This window comes from Lysobacter sp. A286 (assembly GCF_054052105.1).
Genome location: NZ_JBSVRJ010000001.1, coordinates 1,224,190 through 1,244,789, shown reverse-complemented (window position 1 = coordinate 1,244,789; position 20,600 = coordinate 1,224,190). Strand labels below are relative to the sequence as shown.

Genomic DNA, 20,600 nt, shown 5'->3' with positions numbered 1-20,600 from the left:
ACGACTGCCCCGCCCTCTCCTACCGCACTCCGCATCCCGCTGGTCACCCGATGACCGGCTCCACTTCCGTACAACTTCACTCCAGGGAAAATCACGATGTTCAGGACCACCTCGCTCGCCACGGCGCTGGCTATCGCGCTGACCATGCATGTCCAGGCGCACGCCCAGACCGTTTCCGGTCCGTCTCCGGATCCGGCCGGCATGGGTGACCCAGCCTCCCGCGCCGAGAGCGGCACCATCTCCGGCGTGGTGTCCGACAGCGGTCGCGGCGGCTACCTCGCGGGTGCCGAAGTCCGCGTGAGCGGACTCAACGTGGTCGCGGTCACCGGTTCGGACGGCCGCTTCACCCTGCACCGCGTGCCCGCCGGCCAGCACCAGCTGACCGTCAGCTACGTCGGCCGCCCGGACGTGCGTGAGAACGTAACCGTCACCATCGGGCAGACCACCCCGGTCAGCCTCGACGTGGCCGCCAATGGCAACGCCACCGACCTGGACAGCGTGGTAGTCACTGCGCCGCGCCCGATCGCCGAATCCGAGTACGCCGCACTGCAGGCTCAGCGTGCTTCGACCTCGCTGGTCAACGTGGTCGCCGCCGACTCGATCGGCCGCTTCCCCGACCAGAACGTCGCCGCTGCGCTCAGCCGCCTGCCCGGCATCGCGGTCGAGCGCGATCAGGGCCAGGAACGCTACGTCAACCTGCGTGGCGCGCCGTCGCGCTGGACCACCATCGCCTTCGACGGCGTCAACGTGATCAGCCCGGCCGGCCGCACCGCGCGCCTGGACACCATCCCCTCCTCGATCGCCAGCCAGGTCATCGCCCGCAAGGCGATCACCGCGGCCATGCCCAGCGAGACGCTGGCCGGCAACATCGACATCATCACCCGCAGCCCGTTCGACTATGAAGGCCTGAAGGTGGGCGCCGACATCGGCATCGGCTACAACGACCTGGGCGGCGGCAAGCAGTACAACTGGGGCGGCTTCATCTCCAACAAGTTCGCCGACGACCGTTGGGGCGTGCTGCTGTCCGCGTCCAAGTACTCGCGCGACATGGTCACCGACAACTTCGAGTCCGATCCCGAAGTCGCCAGCGAGGACCAGGAGCCGGGTGGCGATGAGCGTGTGTGGTTCGACGCCCACCAGAACAAGCTCTACCGCCTGACCCGCGAGAACGAGTCGGTCAGCGGCCGCCTCGAGTTCCGCCCGAATGACCAGCACCGCTTCTTCCTGAGCTCGATCTATACCGAGTTCAGCGACCACGAGATGCGCAATGCGATGGAGTTCGACCTGGACGCGAACGCGGTCAAGACCTCCGATACCCGTCCGCAGTCCGAGGCGCAGCGCACTGGCTATGCCGACGTCCGCACCGGCAACACCCCGTGGAGCGGCACCGTGTATGGCGTGGAGATGGACAGCACGCTCAACATCAACAACACGGTGCAGAGCATCTTCACCACCACCCTGGGCGGCGACCAGGACTTCGACGCCTGGCGCACCAGCTGGCGCCTGAACTACACCAAGGCCGAGGAGGACAAGGGGCCGTCGTTCAACTCCAGCTGGGTCAGCCCCGCCGAGCGCACCCTGCGTCCGACCGTGGACTACGACTTCACCAACCGCGAGCTGCACCGCGTGACCCTGTGGGACACCATCCGCAACGCCGATGGCTCGTTCTCCAAGGGCAACCTCAAGCGTTCGCTGGACTCACACGACTACAACTTCGTCAATCTGCGCAGCAACCGCGGCCTCGCGGTAACCGACTCCTATAGTGGGCGCATGGACCTGTTCCGTGACACCGAGCTGTTCGGCCGTCCGACCGAACTGCAGTTCGGCGTGCAGTACGACGACCGCACCAAGGAGAACAACCAGAGCCGCTTCGAGATAACCGCCGCGCAGCTGTCCGCGATGGGCATCGCTCAGCCGACCATGGCCGACTTCGCTTCCGACAAGCCCTACAAGGGCAACCTGCCGCTGGGTTACAGCTTCCGTTACCACGACGAAGGACGCGCCTGGGACCTGCTTGACGACCTGCGCGGGCAGGGTGCCGGCCGGATGGTGGACAGCGTGGCGATGGACGAGTGGTACGAGGTTTCGGAGAAGATCGGTGCCGTCTACGGCATGGCCACCACCCACTTCGACTGGGGCAACATGGTTGCAGGCGTGCGCGGTGAGTACACCCGCAACGAGTCCTCGGCGTTCATGGAGGACGACAACGGCTACGAGCGGATCACCGTCAGCGATAGCGGCGTGGAGTTCTTCCCCAGCGTGCATGTGAACTGGGATCTCAACGACGAAATGAAGTTGCGCTTCTCGGCTAACACCGGTGCCGCGCGCCCGGACTACACCGACCTGCGGCCGAACTTCGCCATCAGCGACGAGGACCAGGAGATCGACGGCGGCAACCCGTATGCCGACACCGAGAAGTCGATCGGCTTCGACGCCTACTTCGAGTGGTACATGCGCCCGCAGGGCTTCTTCTCGGCCGGCGTGTACTACAAGGACCTGCGTGACGTGCTGTTCGACGTGGCGATTCCGCAGTTCGGCAGCAACGACCTCAACACCCCGGACATCGACCGTTCCGAGTACACGTATTACACCCTTGCCAACGGTGGCGAGGGCTACCTCCAGGGCCTGGAGCTGGCCTACTCGCAGAAGTTCGGAGGGCTGGCCGAGCGCTTCAACCTGCCGATGTGGGTCGGTGACTTCGGCATCACCGCCAACGTCAACTTCAACGACAGCGAGGCCACGACCCCGGACGGCCGCAAGGTGTCCCTGCCGGGCACCTCGGACGTGATCTACAACGCCTCGGTGTACTACGAGGCCCACGGCCTGTCGACCCGCCTGAGCTGGCAGCACCGTGATGAGTGGATCGACGGCATCGGTGAGGGCGGCGTGATGGGCGACGAGTATTGGAGCGACGTCGGTCGTCTCGACTTCTCGCTGCGCTACGCGTTCAACGACAACGTCGAGATGTACTTCGACGCCAACAACCTGCTCAACGAGTCGGGCATCCGCTACCAGGGCGATCGTCAGCGCACCACCGAGTTCGAGCAGTTCGGCAAGCGCTTCATGATCGGCGTGCGGATGAACTTCTGATCCGATTCCGCGCCTCCTTCGGGCCGGGCCGTGCGGTGGATGCCGCCTGGTCCGGCCTTTTGCGTATTTCGCGACACCCGTTATGGAGACCTCTGATGAACCTGCACCCCACCCTGCGCTCGCTGCTTTCCACCGCGCTGGCCATCGGCCTGCTTGCCGCCTGCTCGCCCGCACCCGACAGCGGCGCCACGCCGGAAGTCACCGCGGTCGTAGCGGCCAATGCCGGCGTCGAGGCGGCGACTCCGGTCACCGCCGCGGTTGGCGCGATCCGCGCGCGCATGCTGCAGCAACTGCCTGCCGTCGACCTCGCCGATGCGGGCGTGGACGACGTCCTGCCCTTGCTCACTCCGGACGAGCTGGAACTGCTTTCGACCGGCTTCCTGCACTTCACCGTCGACGCGCCGGCCAGCATTTACGTGATGCAGTCGCCGGACTCGGAAGCCGAGCCGTTCTGGCTTGAAGCCCAGGGTTTCGAACGCGCCGCCCTTGATGCCGTTGTCGATGGCGACGACACCTACATCGCGTGGCGCAAGCAGGTCCCGGCGGGTCCGGTCGACCTGGGCGTCCCGTCCATCGAGGGCGGGATCAAGCCCTACTTCGTGCTGGTCGGCCCGGCCGAAACAGGCGGTGCCGCACCTGCGGTCGTTGCGATGCAGCCTGCCGCAATGTCCTTGGGCACCGCTACGGTCGGGGAACCGGTCTACGCCGACGAGGAGGACGCGCTCGACCGGATCGATCCGGCACTGGACGGCCTGACCCTGGTGCGCACGTTGGAAGATCGCGAGGACGAGGCGCGCCTGCTGGGCTGGTTCCGCAACACGCCTCACCCGAGCAGCGCCGATGCCGACCATGTGGTGCTGACCTGGAACGGCGACCCGCGCACCACCCAGTCGGTGCAATGGCGGACCGCGCCGGGCAGCGCCAACAGCCGCCTGCGTTACACCGTGGAAGGCAGCGATGCGGCCCCGGTTGTGATCGAAGCCGATAGCCATGAGATCCACACGCCCGACGTGGCCAACGACCCGAAGGTCACGCGCCACACCGTCGCGCTGCAGGGTCTGCAGCCGGGCACCGCTTACCACTATGCGATCGGCGACGGTCAGGCATGGGGCGAGACGCGTCGCTTCACCACCGCACCGGCGCAGGACGAGGCCTTCAGCTTCGTCTATATGGGCGACGCCCAGAATGGCCTGGATACCTGGGGCGGACTGGTTCGCAAGGCCCGCACCGCGCACCCGGAGGCCGCGTTCTACGTCATGGCCGGCGACCTGGTGAACTGGGGCGAGCGCCGCGACGACTGGGATCTGCTGTTCCAAAACTCCGGTGGCGTCTACGACAATCGCCCGCTGGTGCCGGCGCTCGGAAACCACGAAGTCGACCAGGGCCGCGCCGCGCTCTACGTCGACCAGTTCGACCTGCCTCGCAACGGCCCGGCCGGCGTCGAACCCGAACGCGTCTACGCGATGGAGTACGCCGGCGCCCAGTTCGTGGTGCTCGACTCGAACCTGCCGCCCGAGCATCAGACCGAGTGGCTGGATCGGACCCTGGCCGCCTCGGACGCACAGTGGAAATTCGTGGTCTACCACCATCCGCTGTATTCGACCAAGCCCAATGACCGCGGCCAACCCGAGCTCAAGGCGGCGTGGGGACCGGTATTCGAGAAGCACGGCGTCGACCTCGTCCTGCAAGGTGACGACCACGCCTACCTGCGCACCTTCCCGATGAAAGGCGACCAGGTGGTGTCCTCGCCGGCCGAGGGCCCGGTCTACATCCATGCGGTGGCCGGCACCAAGATGTACAAGCAGTCCGACGCCCCGTACATCGCCAAGCGCTTCACCGACACCTCGACCTATCAGGTGATCGACATCGATGGCGGGCGTCTGGCTTACAAGGCCTATGACCTCCAGGGCAACGTGCTGGACGAATTCACGATCGAAAAGTAGCAGCGGCATTGCTGGCGGCCTCTCTCATCGTCAAGACGATGCTTCGGGCCGCCAGTTCATCCGATCTTTGCCAACGCGCGGAATAGCCGACCAGGCACGCGCAGGTCAGTTCGGATGTTTCTTCCTGGTACTCACGGCGATGTCAGGTGTCTGGGGACTTAGCCGCCTTGCGCCACGCGACGGACCTGCCGTTCCATGAGAGCCGACAGCCGTCCAAGGGAGGCCAGATGCAGACTGACCAGCGAAAGCCAGCCCTTGCGATGCCAATCCACGATCGTCGCCTGGTCCAGATCCCTGAAACGATCCGGATCGACGACCTGGAAGCCATCCAGCGCGTAGCGTCTGCCGTCGGCAAGCGTCGCGTCCGCCCGCTTGTCGATCAGAAGATCGTGGTCCCGAAGCGCGGCAACGAAGGACTGCGTGCCCACGAATTCCGCCTGATAGGCCTCGCAGAACTGCAGGGCCTGACCAGTGAGATGGCTGGGGCCGCCCTCCTCGAACAGCGGCATGCCCTCCTCACCCTCGCGGACGACGCGTTCGGACGCCGTATCCAGGGCCAGCGCAAAGCGCTCCGATTGCGGAATCGAGACAAAGCCGAATGGATAGCGCCTCACGTAGGCGGGAACATAATGTTCCGGGGCCCATGTGCTCTCCTCGACGAAGAGATTCTCTCCTTCGCAGAGTCCCAGGATCACGACGGGAAGGAGTGTGTCGCCGGCAAAGACCACCGGATAGCTACGGCTGGCCTCGCCGATTTCGCCTATGACGATCGGCACATACGGCGTGCTGGCGGCAAAAGCCGTATCACCGTCCTTCAACCGCCAGCTTGCGTGCGTTTCCGAGTGAAGAACCGTGGGCTTGCGGTAGAACAGCGGCAGTGCTGATGCCGCGGGAGTATCCGTAGTGTTGGCGAAACCGGTGGTCATAATGTCTCCTGTAGATGTTGAGTGCTTCAGGCGCTCGCTCAGAAGCTGGCCCTGATGCCGATGGTTCCCTTGAAGCCGTATGCATTACCGAAGTCGGCGATGGGCGTGTCGGCAGAGATTTCAGTGTAAATCGTGTATGCGCCGCGGCCCCAGTTATAGCTGCCGCCGAGGCCCAGTTCGCCCCACATCCTGCGATCGCGGCTGCCGATCGACGTGCCGGAGACATCGACGCCGGTGCCGTCGCGCCATTCGTAGGTCAGATTGGCCAGGCCATACAGATGCGTGCGACGGACGTCGCCCGAGGCGCTGCTCCAGCTCGTCTGGTGGTCGAGCGAGACCCCCCCGCGGGTCTTCAAGCTGCTGCCCTTGTCCGCCGAAACGATTGCGCCCGCCGGGTCGGCATAGCGATCGAAGTCGACATGGGCATAGATCGCCTGGAACTGCGGCGTCAGCGCAAGCTCGTCGCTCACCGCGTACCGCTTGCCGACCTCGACGCTGACCGCTTCGCCCTTGCCGTTGTTGCTTTTGACGAGATTACCAAGCGTGGCTGAGTTCAGGTCACTTGCGAACCAGCTGAGCTTCGTCTGGGCATCCAGGTAGAACCCCTGTGGGCCGTACCATGTGAGCGTTGCGCCAAGACCATGGGCGTGGGTATCGATCGAACCGTTGCCGAAGATCGAAGTGACGCTGGCATCGGCCCTACCATCGTGCACGCTGACCCCGCCAATCAGCACCGAGCCATCCTCACGCTCGGACACGAGCGCATCGATGCCCATCTGAATTTGCCGGCTGTCGATGTTCCGATCGGCACCGCTGGTCGAGGAGATGGGCTCCGGGCGCTGATTACTGGACTCCACCCGGCCCCAGATACCCACGCCGGCTCCGACGAGTTCCACCCCCCAGAAGCGGTTCCCGACCCGCTGTTGCAGGGTCGAAAGGTTACTGAGCGCAAGCAGGGTCTGCGAATAGCCTTCATACACCGGGACGCCAGGTTGGTAGAGCGTATCCGTGTCCGGATCGCCGGGCGAGGAACCGTCGAGCAGCGACGAACGCAAATACCAGTCGCCGTCCCCGGGCTCAGCAACGCCGTTCTTGTAGAGGCGATAGCCGAAGGCGCCGGCGATCACCGCCTGCTCGCCCTGGAACACGTAGTCGCCATCCAGTGCGAACGCGCCGTTCGAGGCGCCGGCGACATCGACGATCTTGATGCCTTCGACGGTCTGCGCGCCGAGCCCGCCGCGGTTGATCACGGTGACCAGGGTGTCGCCGGAGGTGGCGCCGTTCACCACCAGCCGGTCCGTGGCCGAAAGATCGTCGCCGAGCGCGGCCTCGATCTCCAGCGTGCCGCCGCTGCCCACATAGTCGCCCGCGACGGTCAGCGTGCCGATACTGCTGCCGGGCGCCACGACACCCGCGTTGGTGATGCTGCCGACCCGACCGGTTCCTTGAAGGCGTCCGTTCGTCTGCACGTTCAACTCACCTCCCAGGCTGCCCTGCACATCGAGCGTGCCGGCGGTAACCGCCGCCATGCCGGCAAAGCTGTCGTTGTCGCCGGTGACGAGCAGCGTGCCTGCTCCGGCCTTGGACAATGTCCCCGAACCGGAGAACAGTCCACCGAAAGTGAAGGTCGTATCCGTCGCGGTCGCGATCGTCCCGTTGCCCGCGAGTTCGATCCCGCGTGCGCTGGTGAGGTCGGCGCTCGTCGCCAGCGTACCGCCGCCGAGCGTGACGTTGCCCGCCGCCGCACCGAGATTGGTATCGCTTGCGATCTGGAGCGTGCCGCCGCTGATCAGCGTGCCGCCGGCATAGCCGTTGTCCGCCGTCAGCACCAGCGTGCCCGCATCGGTCTTCACGAGCCGGGCCTCGCCATCGAGCACCGAATCGATGGTGGCGGTGTAGCCAGAGCCGACCGTGGTGCCGTCACCGACCCGGATCGTCGCCTCCAGTCCGGCAAGGGCGATGTCGTCGCCGACGATCGTGTAGCCATCGGCCGCGAACTGCATGCCGCTCGCCGAGACGGCGCCCAGGCCGTTGTCGACTTCGACAGTACCGCCGGTGCCACCGAAGACCGCGAAAGCGTCGTCGGTGTACGGTGCATTCACCGCTCCGGTCGCATTGGTCCAGTTGTCATTGCCGGCGCTGTTCTGCCACACGCCGCCGCCACCATTGATGACGCTATCGTTCTTCGGACCGGCCGCACCGTCCCAGAAGTTGAGCGTGAGGCCCGCGCTGTTGACCAGGTTGACCTGCCCCGTGATCGAGGTCTGCACCGCCGCGTTGCTGCCATCGGGCAGCGTGCCGAGCTCGAGGCCGTTGTTGGTCAACGATCCACCGTAGTTGAACACCCGGTAGACGCCGGCCCCGAAGTCGCCGCCTGCCGGCACGGACACGTCGATCATGCCGTCGAGCACGAGGTCGCCGCCTACGTTGACGAGGTCATTGAGCGCTCCGCCTGCTACGTTGGCTTCGCCGAACTCGAAGGCAAGCAGGCTGCCGGAGGCGAGCGAGAGATTGCCGTCGATGGTGAGCGTGCCCGGCCCGCCTGCCCCTGGAGTGAGGACCGCGCCGTCGGCAAGCGTCACATCGCCGCCGATCGTGCCGGTGCCACCCAGTGTCGCCCCCAGCAAGACGTTGGTCGGACCCGTCGCGGCCGCATAGTTGCCGTTGAGAAGCAGCGTGCCTGCATCAACGCTCATTCCGCCGCTGTTGCTGCCTGCTCCGGACAGCACCAGCGTGCCGTCACCGAGCTTGGAGAAGCCGCCCGCGCCCGACAGTGCGCCGGAAAGTACGAGCGAGGTGTCCGCATCGACATCGGTCCCACCTGCGCCGGTGAGCACGACATCGCGGCCCGATGCCACATCGGCCGTCGTATGAAGCGTGCCGCCATCGAAGCCGAGCCCGCCCGCCACCACGCCGAGGTTGGCGTCGTTCGAGATCTGGAGCGTGCCGCCATCGATCAGCGTGCCGCCCGCATAGCTGTTTGCGCCCGACAGGACCAGCGTGCCGGCGTCGCTCTTCACCAGTTGCGCCGAACCGGCCAGTTCCGCCGCGATGGTGGTGGTGTAGTCACTCCCCTGGTCGGTGCCGTCGCCGACGCGGAGGATCGCCTGCGACCCGACCAGATCGATACGGTCGCCCTCGATCTCATAGCCGTCGGCCGCGAACTGCATGCCGGTGACGTTGATGGCACCCAAGCTGTCGTCCACGGTGACGGTGCCTCCCGTCCCCTGAAAGATCGCGAACGCGCTGTCGAGGAACGGCGCGTTGATCGAGCCGTCGTCGGTCGTCCAGTTGTCGTTGCCGGCCGTGTTCTGCCAGATGCCGTCGCCGCCGGTGATCGTGCCGTCGTTGCGCCCACCTGCGGCACCGTCCCAGAAGCGCAGTGCCAGGCCGCTGGTGTTGATGAGGTTGACCTCATGAGCGACTGACGTCTGCACATAGAAATCCGTGCCCGACGGCAGGGTGCCCAACGTCAGGCCCGGCCCGCTCAGCGCGCCTCCGTAGTTGAGCACGCGGTAGATGCCAGGTCCGAAGCTGCCGCCGGCGCTCGTGGCGACGTCGAGGGTACCGCCGAGCACCAGATCGCCACCGACGTCGATCAGGTCGTTGAATGCGCCACCGACGACATCGGACTCTCCGAAGTCGTAGTTGAGCATGGCGCCGCTGGCGAGCGACAGATCGCCATTGATCGTGAGCACGCCGGGCGTTGCGCCGGCAAGACCGGGGTTGATGCTGGCCCCGCTGGCGATGGCAACGTCACCACCGATAATGCCCGCGCCACCCAGCGTCGTGCCGCCACTCGCCGTGGTGGCGCCGGTCGCCGCCGACTGGTCGCCGTTGACCAGCAGCGTGCCGGCGTTCAGTACCGTCGCGCCGCCATAACTGTTATCGGCCGTCAGCGTGACGACACCGGAGCCGTTCTGGACGACTACGCCGCTGCCGGAAACGAGACCGGTGAAGGTCGCGTCGTCGGATCGGTCGAACTCCAGCGTGCCGTCGTTGGCGACATCGCCCAGGATCCAGCCGCTGGTGCCGCCCGCGCCGAGTTGCAGTGTGCCGCCCGCGATCGTCGTGCCGCCGCTGTAGTCGTTGTCGGCGGTCAGCGTGAGGATGTTGCCGCCCTGCTTCACCACCGTGCCGGTGCCGGAAACGAGACCGGCGAAGGTCACGTCGTCGGAACGGTTGAACACCAACGTGCCGTTGTTCGCGACGTCGCCCAGAATCCAGCCGCTGGTGCCGCCCGTGCCGAGCTGCAGCGTGCCGCCCGCGATCGTCGTGCCGCCGGCATAGTCGTTGTCCGCCGTCAGCACCAGCGCGCCTATGCCCGCCTTGGTGAGATCTCCTGCGCCAGAGATCGTGCCGCCGACTTCGAAGCTCGTGTCGGCGTCGGTCAGGATCGTGCCCGCATCCGCGAGTACCGCACCGCGGCCGCTGCTGATGTCGGCCGTCGTGTTCAGCGTGCCGCCGTCGAACGTCAGTCCGCCGGTGACGGCGCCGAGATTGGCATCGCTCGAAATCCGCAGCGTGCCGTCCGCGATTGTCGTCCCGCCGAGGTAGCCGTTGATGGCGGTGAGCGTGAGCACGCCGCCGCCCTGCTTCACGACCGCGCCGTCGCCGGAAATCGTTCCGTCGAAGGCCAGGTCGTCCGAGCGGTTGAACGCCAGCGTGCCGTCGTTGGCGACATCGCCCGTGATTGAACCGGTGGCGCCGCCATTGCCGATTTGCAGCTGGCCGCCCGCGGCGATCGCCGTTCCACCCGCATAGGTGTTGGTGCCGGTCAGGACCAGTGTCCCCAGGCCTGTCTTGGCAAGTCCGCCCGCGCCCGAGATCGTGCCGCCGAGTTCGAAGGTCGTACCCGCATCGGTCAGGATCGTACCCGCGCCCACGAGTACCGCATCTCGGCCGCTGGTGATGTCGGCCGTCGTGTTCAACGTGCCGCCGTCGAAAGTCAGTCCGCCCTCGGCGGCGCCGAGATTGGCGTCGCTCGAAATCCGGAGCGTGCCGCCCTCGATCGTTGTCCCGCCCAGGTAGCCGTTGGCGCCGGCGAGCGTGACGACACCGCCGCCCTGCTTCACCACCCCGCCACTGCCGGAGATGATCCCGTCGAAGCTCACGTCGTCCGAACGGTTGAATGCCAGTGTGCCGTCGTTGACGACATCGCCCAGGATCGAACCGCTCGCGCCGCCATCGCCCAGCTGCAGCGTTCCTCCGCTGATCCTGGTGCCATCCGAATAGGTGTTTTCGCCTGTCAGCACGAGCGTGCCGAGGTCGGTCTTCACCAGCTGCACGCCGTCGCCGACAAGTTCCGCCGCGATGGTCGTGGTATACCCCGCACCCGCCTCGGTGCCGTCACCGACACGGATCACCGACTCCGCTTCGGCCAGCGTCAGCGCGTCACCGGTGATGACATAGCCGTCGCTCGCGAATTGCAAGCCCGACGCCGTGACCGCACCGTCGCCGTTGTCGATCGTGACCGAGTCACCGACGCCGGCGAAAACCGCGAAGCTGCCGTCCGCATAACCGGCGTTGATGGATCCGTCCAGACCCGTCCAGTTGTTGTCGGTGCCGCCCAGGTGCCAAGTACCCGCACCGCCATCGACCATGTCATTGAACTTCGGACCGGCATCGCCGTCCCAGAAATTCAGTTCCAGCCCCGCGGAATTGACCAGGTTGACCTGACCGGCCACGGATGTCTGGACCGTGACTTCGGCACCAGCGGGCAGCGTGCCGAGGTTGAGGCCGTTGTCGGCCAGCATGCCCCCATAGTTGAAGACACGGTGGATGCCGCCACCGAAGTCGCCGCCTGCGGACACGCTGACATTGATCGTGCCGTCGAGCGCGAGGTTGCCGCCGACCTCGACGAGGTCGTTGAGCGGACCGCCAACAACATTCGCTTCGCCGAATTCGAAATCCAGCACGGAGCCGGTGGACAGCGACAGGTTTCCGCCGATCGTCAGCGTGCCGACGCTGTCGCCTGGCGACAGGGTGCCGCCATTGTTCACGACGACGTCGCCGCCGAGGACGCCGAAGCCGCCCAGCGTCGCACCGGAATTGACCGTCGTCAGCCCGGTCGCCGCCGCCTGGTCGCCGTTGACCAGCAGCGTACCGGTGTTAAGCACGGTCGCCCCGCCATAGCTGTTGTCGGCCGTCAGCGTGACGACACCGGAGCCGTTCTGGATCATCCCGCCGCTGCCGGAAACGAGACCGGCGAAGGTCACGTCGTCGGAACGATCGAACACCAGCGTGCCGTTGTTCGCGACGTCGCCCAGGATCCAGCCGCTGGTGCCGCCCGCGCCGAGTTGCAGCGTGCCGCCCGCTATCGTCGTGCCGCCGCTGTAGTCGTTGTCGGCGGTCAGGGTGAGGATGTTGCCGCCCTGCTTCACCATCGTGCCAGTGCCGGAAACGAGACCGGCGAAGGTCGTGTCGTCGGATCGATTGAACACCAGCATGCCGTTGTTCGCGACGTCGCCCAGGATCCAGCCACTGGTGCCGCCCGCTCCGAGCTGCAGCGTGCCGCCCGCTATCGTCGTGCCGCCGGCATAGTCGTTGTCCGCCGTCAGTACCAGCGTGCCCGCGCCCGACTTGGTGAACGCGCCCGCGCCCGAGACCGTGCCGTCGAGTTCGAAGGTGGTGCCCGCATCGGTCAGCACCGTACCCGCACCCGTCAATGTCACGTCACGACCGCTGGCGATGTCGGCGGTGCTGCGCAGCGTGCCGCTGTCGAACGTCAGCCCGCCTGCGGCGGCGCCGAGGTTCGCGTCGTTTGACATCTGCAGCGTGCCGGCGTTGATTGTCGTCCCGCCGGCATAAGTGTTAGTGCCGGTCAGGATCAGTGTCCCGAGGCCCGCCTTGGTGAGATCACCTGCGCCAGAGATCGTGCCGCCGAGTTCGAAGCTCGTGTCGGCGTCGGTCAGGATCGTGCCGGTGTCCGCCAGCGTCACGTCGCGACCGCTGGCAATATCGGCGGTGGTGTTCAGCATGCCGCCGTCGAACGTCAGTCCGCCAGTGACGGCACCGAGATTGGCATCGCTCGAAATCCGCAGGGTGCCGTCCTCGATTGTCGTCCCGCCGAGGTAGCCGTTGATGGCGGTGAGCGTGAGCACACCGTCCCCTTGCTTCACCACCGCGCCGTCGCCGGAGATGGTTCCGTCGAAGGCCATTGCATCCGAGCGGTTGAACGCCAGCGTGCCGTCGTTTGCGACATCGCCCGTGATTGAACCGCTGGTGCCCCCATTGCCGAGTTGCAGCTGGCCGCCCGCGTCGATCGTCGTTCCACCCGCATAGGTATTGCTGCCGGTCAGAATCAGTGTTCCGAGGCCTGTCTTGACGAGATTGCCCGCGCCCGAGATCGTACCGCCGAGTTCGAAGGTCGTACCCGCATCGGTCAGGATCGTACCAGCGCCCGCGAGTGCCGCAGCGCGGGCGCTGGTGATGTCGGACGTCGTGTTCAGCGTGCCACCGTCGAAGGTCAGTCCGCCGCTCGCGGCGCCGAGATTGGCGTCGCTCGAAATCCGGAGCGTGCCGCCCTCGATCGTCGTCCCGCCCAGGTAGCCGTTGGCGCCGGCGAGCGTGACGACACCGCCGCCCTGCTTCACCACCCCGCCACTGCCGGAGATGATCCCGTCGAAGATCGCGTCGTCCGAACGGTTGAATGCCAGCGTGCCGTCGTTGACGACATCACCCAGGATAGAACCGCTGGTTCCACCGTCGCCCAGCTGCAGCGTGCCTCCGTTGATCCTGGTGCCGCCCGAATAGGTGTTCGTGTCCGTCAGCACCAGCGTGCCGAAGTCGGTCTTCACGAGCCCCGCGTTGCCGGCGAGTTCGGCCGCGATGGTCGCTATGAATCCGGCGCCAGTCGCGGTGCCGTCACCGACACGGATCACCGACTCCGCTTCGGCCAGCGTCAGCGCGTCACCGGTGATGACATAACCATCGCTCGCGAATTGCAAGCCCGACGCCGTGACCGCACCGTCGCCGTTGTCGATCGTGACCGAGTCACCGACGCCGGCGAAAACCGCGAAGCTGCCGTCCGCATAACCGGCGTTGATGGATCCGTCCAGACCCGTCCAGTTGTTGTCGGTGCCGCCCAGGTGCCAAGTACCCGCGCCGCCATCGACCATGTCATTGAACTTCGGACCGGCATCGCCGTCCCAGAAATTCAGTTCCAGCCCCGCGGAATTGACCAGGTTGACCTGACCGGCCACGGATGTCTGGACCGTGACTTCGGCACCAGCGGGCAGCGTTCCGAGGTTGAGGCCGTTGTCGGCCAGCGTGCCACCATAGTTGAAGGCGCGGTAGATGCCGCCGCCGAAGTCGCCGCCCGTGGGCACGCTGACATTGATCGTGCCGTCGAGCACGAGGTTGCCGCCGACCTCGACGAGGTCGTTGAGCGGACCACCGACGACATTCGCTTCGCCGAATTCGAAATCCAGCACGGAGCCGGTGGACAGCGACAGGTTTCCGCCGATCGTCAGCGTGCCGGCGCTGTCGCCTGGCGACAGGGTGCCGCCATTGTTCACGACAACGTCGCCGCCGATGACGCCGAAGCCGCCCAGCGTCGCGCCGGTATTGACCGTCGTCAGCCCGGTCGCCGCCGCCTGGTCGCCGTTGACCAGCAACGTGCCGGTGTTAAGCACGGTCGCGCCGCCATAGTTGTTGTCGGCCGTCAGCGTGACGACACCGGAGCCGTTCTGGATCATCCCGCCGCTGCCGGAAACGAGGCCGGCGAAGGTCACGTCGTCGGAACGATCGAACACCAGCGTGCCGTTGTTCACGACGTCGCCCAGGATCCAGCCGCTGGTGCCGCCCGTGCCGAGCTGCAGCGTGCCGCCCGCGATCGTCGTGCCGCCGCTGTAGTCGTTGTCCGCCGTCAGTACCAGCGTGCCCGCGGCCGACTTGGTGAGGGCGCCCGCGCCCGAGGCTGTGCCACCCAGTTCGAAGGTCGTGCCCGCATCGGTCAGCACCGTACCCGCACCCGTCAATGTCACGTCGCGACCGCTGGCGATATCGGCGGTGGCGCGCAGCGTGCCGCCGTCGAACGTCAGCTCGCCTGCGGCGGCGCCCAGGTTCGCGTCGTTCGAGATCTGCAGCGTACCGGCGTTGATCGTCGTCCCGCCCGCATAGCTGTTGGTGCCCGTCAGGATCGTCGTGCCCGAGCCGTCCTGGGCGACTGCCCCGCCGCCGGAGATGACACCGTCGAAGGTGTAGTTGTTGTTGCGGTTGAAGACCAGCGCCCCGTCGTTCACGACATCGCCGACGATGCTGCCCGTCGCCCCACCATCGCCGAGCTGGAGCGTTCCCGCGTCGATCGTGGTGCCGCCCGAATAGCTGCTCGAGCCGGTGAGAACGGTCGTGCCCGTCCCCGCCTGGAGCAGGGAGCCGGTGCCTACGATCGAGCCGCCATAGGTGATGGCATCGCTGCGATTGAAGCCCAGCATGCCGAAATTGTTGATCGTGGCACTGGCGACCGAGCCAGTCGTGCCGCCATTGCCGATGAACAGCATGCCGCCGTTGACGTTGGTCGAACCGGTGTAGCTGTGGTTTCCCGTCAGCACCCAGGTGCCGCTGTCGTTCTTCGCCAGCGTGGTGACGCCGGTGCCAGCGTTTCCGATCGATCCGGCAAGCGTGTTGAGGCCGGTGTTGGTTCCGCCCAGCGCGATCGTGCGCGCCTGGTTGTTGCCTTGGAGCGTCACCGGACCGGTGTCGGTGAAGACGATCGCGCCCGTACCGGAGGATTCGATGAAGGTGACGCCAGAAGAGAGCGTGAACAGGCGGTTCGTGGTGTCGCCGGAGCCCGTGTAGCGCAAGGTCGAGCCGTTGCCGATGACCAGGTTCGCGGCGTCCGCGGAGGATGCGCCGATGCTGCTGGCAACGCCGCCGTCGGAAAATTTGTCCACGCCGAGGACGCCACCGCTGATCGTGGTGATGCCGGTGTAGTCGCTGGCGGAATTGGTCAGGATCCAGGTGCCCGCACCGGTCTTGCTCAGGCGGGTGACACCGGTTCCGTTGTCCGTGATCCGGGCGGCGAGCGTGTTGTCGCCGGTGCTGGTGCCACCGAGCGTCAGCGCCTGCGCAGTGTTCGGGGTCGAGAACGAGATCGCCGATGTATCGGTGAAGGCGATCGCCCCGGCTCCGGATGCGTCGAGCCCGCTCGTGGCCGATGGTCCCAGCGTGAACTGCCGGTCGGTGCTCCCGCCCGCGCCGATGTACTGCAGCGTGCCGCCATTGAGGACGAGATTGCTCGCCGCAGCCGAGGACGATCCGATCGAACTGTTGGCCCCGCCATCATCCAGGCATGCCACGGCGATCGTGCCGCCATTGATGGTGGTGACGCCGTCGTAGCTGCTGGAGCAGCCCGACAACTGCTGGATGCTTCCGCCATTCTTGACGAGGTCGCCGCTGCCCGTGATCGCGCCCGCGTAGTTGGCGTTCGCGTAGCTGTTGCCGGCATTTATGGTGAGCGTCGCGCCGTCCAGCTCGATGTCGCCGCCGTTCGCGCCGCCGCCGGCGAGAAAGCCGACGCTGTTGTCGAAGCCGTCGAGGTCGAGCAATACGCCCGCGGCATTGTCGAGCGTGAGCGCGCCGCTGCCCAGCGCCGTGGTCGACCCCGCGCGCAGGATTCCGCCGGTGACCCGGGCATTGCCCGTTGAGCTGTTCACGCCTGACAGGACGAGCGTGCCGGGACCATCCTTGCGCAAACCGCCCGGACCCAGGATGTCGCCGGTGAACTCGAGCGTCGTCGCGGCGGAATTCACGCGCATGGCGCCGGTGCCGGCCACCGTGAAGCCGCGATCCGTGATCGCCGTGCCGCCGGTGTAGTTCAGGATTCCGTTGCTGAGCACCAGGCTGGACGGTGCGTTGCTGGACGCGCCGATGCCGCTTGCCGCGCCGCCATCGGCAAGGCAGTCGGTGGCGAGCGTGGTGCCGTTGGTGATGGTGGTGGTGCCGGTGTAGGTGTTGTTGCAGCCGTCGAGGGTCAACGTGAACTGGTTGGTTCCCGAGCGCGTGAGTCCGCCGCTGCCGCTGATCGTGCCGGTGAACGTGCCGCCGCTATTGACGGTGAGGGTGGCCGAGCCGAGATCGATGTCTCCGGCTCCGTTCAACGTGGTGACCGCGTTGTTGAAGTTGTCGAGGTCGAGCAAGGTTCCAGCGGCGACGCTCATGCCGCCGCTGCCGAATACGTTTTCGGATCCGGCGCGCAGGATACCCTCGTTGATCGAGGTCCCGTTCGCGTAGGTGTTGGCTCCGCCGAGCACGAGCGTGCCCGCACCCGTCTTGCGCAGGCTGGTGCCAGTGAGAACACCGGAGAGCGTCAGTGTGCTGGCGGCATCGGTCACGCCGATCCCGCCGCCGCCGGCTCCGAACGTCATCCCCCGGTTGCTGCCGGTCGTGGCGCCGGTGTAGGCGAGCGTTCCGCCCGCGAGCACGATGTTAGCGGGGTCGTTCGATGCCGCGCCGATGCTGCTGGCGACTCCACCGTCGGTGAGCGTGGTCGCGGCCAGCGTGCCGCCGGTGACCGTGGTCACGCCGACGTAATCGTTCGCGGCGTTGGCGAGCGTCAGCGTCCCCGCGCCGGTCTTGATGAAGCCGGCGTCGTCCGGGCTGGTCACCTGCCCCGTGAACGTCAGGTCGGTCGCGCCATTGGAGACTTCGATCGTCCTGGAAGGGCTGCCGTTGACGAGCGTGAACCCGCGGTCGGTGGTGGCGGTCGCTCCCCCGTACTGAAGGGTTCCGCCCTCAAGGACGAGATTCGACGATGCCGCCGTGGACGCGCCGATATTGCTCGCGACGCCGCCGTTGCCGATGCTGCCGACCCGGAGGGTGCCGTCGGTCAGCGTCGTCGTACCGGTGTAGGTGTTGGCACCGGTCAACACCGCCAATCCGGCGCCGCCCTTGGCGAAGGACGTAACGCCGGTGTTGTCGACGATCGTCGAGCCGATCGTGAAGGTGCCCTCGCCGTTCTGCTGAAGCCCGAGCGCACCCCCACCGATGCCGCTGGTCAGGGAACCGCCGGTGATGGTCTGATCATTGTCGGCCACACTGGGCGCGACGATGATCGTCCCGTCGACGCCGAGCGTGTTTCCTGCCCCGATCGTGACAGTGGAGTCCGCGGCGGCGGTATAGCGCAGGCCGCCCAGAGCGACATCGCCGCCGACGGTGCCGAAGAAAGGCGAATCGGCAAGGCCTTCGGTGTCGCTGATGATCTCGCCGGTCAGCCAGGTGCCGGCATCGTCCTTGTCGGTGTAGTCGGTCTCGTCGAACGCGACGATGTCCCCGCCCACAACCTTGGCGTAGTCGGTTCCGGCGATGGTCGCCCAGCCGCCAAGCAATCCGTCTGCGTTGGTTGTGGAAATGGCACCGGCGGTCGGCAGTACGAAGTTGACGAGTCCGCCGGCGCGGGTGATCGCGCCGAGGCTGAGGTCCACCGACCCGCCCGCGCCCGCGATCGCGCGCACCGTGTTGCTACCCGCGTTCACCGTCAGCCCGTTGAAGGCCTGGCTGTTGTTTTCCCCTGCCGCGCCCAGGACGTCGAGGACGCCGCCGGACAGGACCAGGGGCGACGATGCCGAAAGAATGTTGTTGGCGGGGCCGCCGGCGCCGGTGAAGTCAAGCGCGAGCCTGCCGCCGTTGATCGTCGTGGCGCCACTGTAGGTGCTGGCGCCGGTAAGGGTCAGCGTGCCCGCACCGCTCTTGGTGAGACCGCCGCTACCAGCGATGCTGCCTGCATAGCTCTGCGCTGTGGTCGCCTTGACGGTCAGGGTGGCGCTGCCCAAAGCAATCGACCCGCCGGTTCCGGCAATCGAAGGTGCAATGAGATCGAAGCTGTTCAAATCCAGCGTGCCGCCGTTGACGGTGAAGCCCGTCGCCTCCCCGAACGCCGAGGCATTGCCGGCACGCAGGACGCCGTTGTTGACCGTCACCGACCCAATGAATGTGTTCGCGCCGTCCAGGCTCCAGGTTCCCAAACCGGCGCTGACCAGGTTGCCGTTGCCCGAGATGATCCCGGAGAAGCTGTTGTTGCCCGCGAAACTACCGCCAAGTGTCAGGGTGTCGATGGCTGGATTGCCGGGATTGAAGGCAAGACCCCCGCTCAGTGCCAGCGCGCCGCTGCCATCGTTGAGGATGCTGTTGGCACCGTTGACGCCCCATGTCCGGTTGCTGCTCGAACCGCCTCCCGTATAGCTGAGGATGCCGTTGCTCAGGTTGATGCTTGTCCCCATGCCCAGCGAACTGGCGCTGCCGACGTCCGCCAGCACCGATGCCCGCACCAGCCCGCCGATGCTCGCCGTGCCGGAAAACGTATTCGCACCGGCCAACGTGACGGTACGGCCGGGATTCGCGATGAAGTTGTAGTTGGCCCCGCTCAGGACACCCAGCAGTTCGATGTCCGCACCTTCCGCGTTGAACGCTGCGCCCGCGGAAACGTCGACATCGCCTGTGATCGTCAGGGTGCCCGTGCCGCGATTCCGGATCTGGGCGGCGCCGCCATTGATATCCCAGTTCCTGTTCGAACTGTCGCCGTCGCCGACGTAGATGACGTTGTCGCTGTACTGGCTGGCTTGGTTGAAGACGATCGTGCCGTCGACAACGGTCGTCGGCGCACCGAGCGAGCTTGCCAGGCCAAGATCGGCGATCGAGGTGAAATACGCGCTGCAAACGCCGTTGCAGCCGTTGAAGATCGTTGCGCCGGTATAGCTGTTGGCGTCATTCGTCAGCTGGACGATGCTGAGTGCATTGTTGGAAGGCGCGACATTGACCCTGCCATTTCCGCTGATCAGGGCCGAGCCGACGCCGGCACCACTCACGGTCAGGGTGCCGCCATCTCCGATCGTGATCGACCTCGCGGTTCCCGCGCCGTCTATTCTGAGGCCGACAGTGGTGCCTGCCGCGGTAGTGATGTCGTTGCCCGCCGCACCGAGTGCACCGTCGGTGACGCCATACAGGGTGCCGCCGAGAAGGGAGATGCCGCCGCTGTATGTATTTGCGCCCGACAGTTGCAGCGTCCCGGCACCGGCCTTGGTGAGACCCGATGTGCCGGCGATGATCGAATTGATCGTGGCGCTGCCAGCCGTGGTGATGGTGGGCGATGCGCCGCCGAGCGTCAGCGTACCGCCGGTGAGGACATAACCTGCCGTATTGAAGTTGAGGTTTTGAACCGCGATCGGATCACCCAGGTTCACGGTTCCGGCGGTGCCGCCGAAGATCGCGTTGTCGAGCAGCGCGTTGCTCCAGGGAAGCGCGAAAGGACCGCTGACGCCGTCGCCGTTGGGACTCCAGTTGAGGTTGCTCAGGTTCCACGTTCCGGAACCACCGGAACCGACAGCCGTGCCGTTCGCATCCCAGTAACGATCTTCCGCATGGGTGACCGATGGAACGCCGGCAGCCAGGACCGCCGCGAGCGCAGTGCACAGCAGACTCTTCGAAAGCGTTCTCGAACCACGAGTGCGTTGAATCTGCTTCGTCCTGTCGGCCATGGATTTTTCCCCTGTAGTGCAGCAGGCCTCATTCCACGAGTGGGCATGATGGCGGGATTGGTAAAACTCACCATCTAGGTGAGATGAACTGGATCAGTTCGACTGTCGAAAGCAATGGCACCGGGCCTTATCAGACCGGCGACTGTGACGATTTCTATCGTTCCCAT

At 66.1% G+C, this 20,600-nt stretch carries 4 protein-coding genes; 2 read left to right on the top strand and 2 right to left on the bottom strand.

What is annotated here, in order from left to right; genetic code table 11:
- Positions 1 to 96 precede the first annotated feature (96 nt).
- Both ACW7G0_RS05720 and ACW7G0_RS05715 read left to right on the top strand, forming a co-directional pair.
- On the top strand, positions 97 to 3,090 hold the full coding sequence (locus tag ACW7G0_RS05720; protein WP_456988223.1) for a TonB-dependent receptor: 2,994 nt from the start codon (positions 97 to 99) through the stop codon (positions 3,088 to 3,090).
- 95 nt (positions 3,091 to 3,185) lie between these two features.
- Complete coding sequence (locus ACW7G0_RS05715; RefSeq protein ID WP_456988222.1) at positions 3,186 to 5,033, top strand: fibronectin type III domain-containing protein; 1,848 nt, start codon at positions 3,186 to 3,188, stop codon at positions 5,031 to 5,033.
- 158 nt (positions 5,034 to 5,191) lie between these two features.
- On the opposite strand, the gene ACW7G0_RS05710 is transcribed toward ACW7G0_RS05715, so the two are convergent.
- Together ACW7G0_RS05710 and ACW7G0_RS05705 are read right to left on the bottom strand one after the other, a co-directional pair.
- Positions 5,192 to 5,959: a SapC family protein gene (locus tag ACW7G0_RS05710; protein ID WP_456988221.1), complete on the bottom strand. Its 768-nt coding sequence runs from the start codon at positions 5,957 to 5,959 to the stop codon at positions 5,192 to 5,194.
- Positions 5,960 to 5,997: 38 nt separating this feature from the next.
- Complete coding sequence (locus ACW7G0_RS05705; protein ID WP_456988220.1) at positions 5,998 to 20,433, bottom strand: autotransporter-associated beta strand repeat-containing protein; 14,436 nt, start codon at positions 20,431 to 20,433, stop codon at positions 5,998 to 6,000.
- Positions 20,434 to 20,600 lie beyond the last annotated feature (167 nt).

Excerpts from the sequence above, each read along its gene's own strand:
- ACW7G0_RS05720 (WP_456988223.1), top strand. The coding sequence starts at position 97 with ATGTTCAGGACCACCTCGCTCGCCACGGCGCTGGCTATCGCGCTGACC.
- ACW7G0_RS05715 (WP_456988222.1), top strand. The coding sequence starts at position 3,186 with ATGAACCTGCACCCCACCCTGCGCTCGCTGCTTTCCACCGCGCTGGCC.
- ACW7G0_RS05710 (WP_456988221.1), bottom strand. The coding sequence starts at position 5,959 with ATGACCACCGGTTTCGCCAACACTACGGATACTCCCGCGGCATCAGCA.
- ACW7G0_RS05705 (WP_456988220.1), bottom strand. The coding sequence starts at position 20,433 with ATGGCCGACAGGACGAAGCAGATTCAACGCACTCGTGGTTCGAGAACG.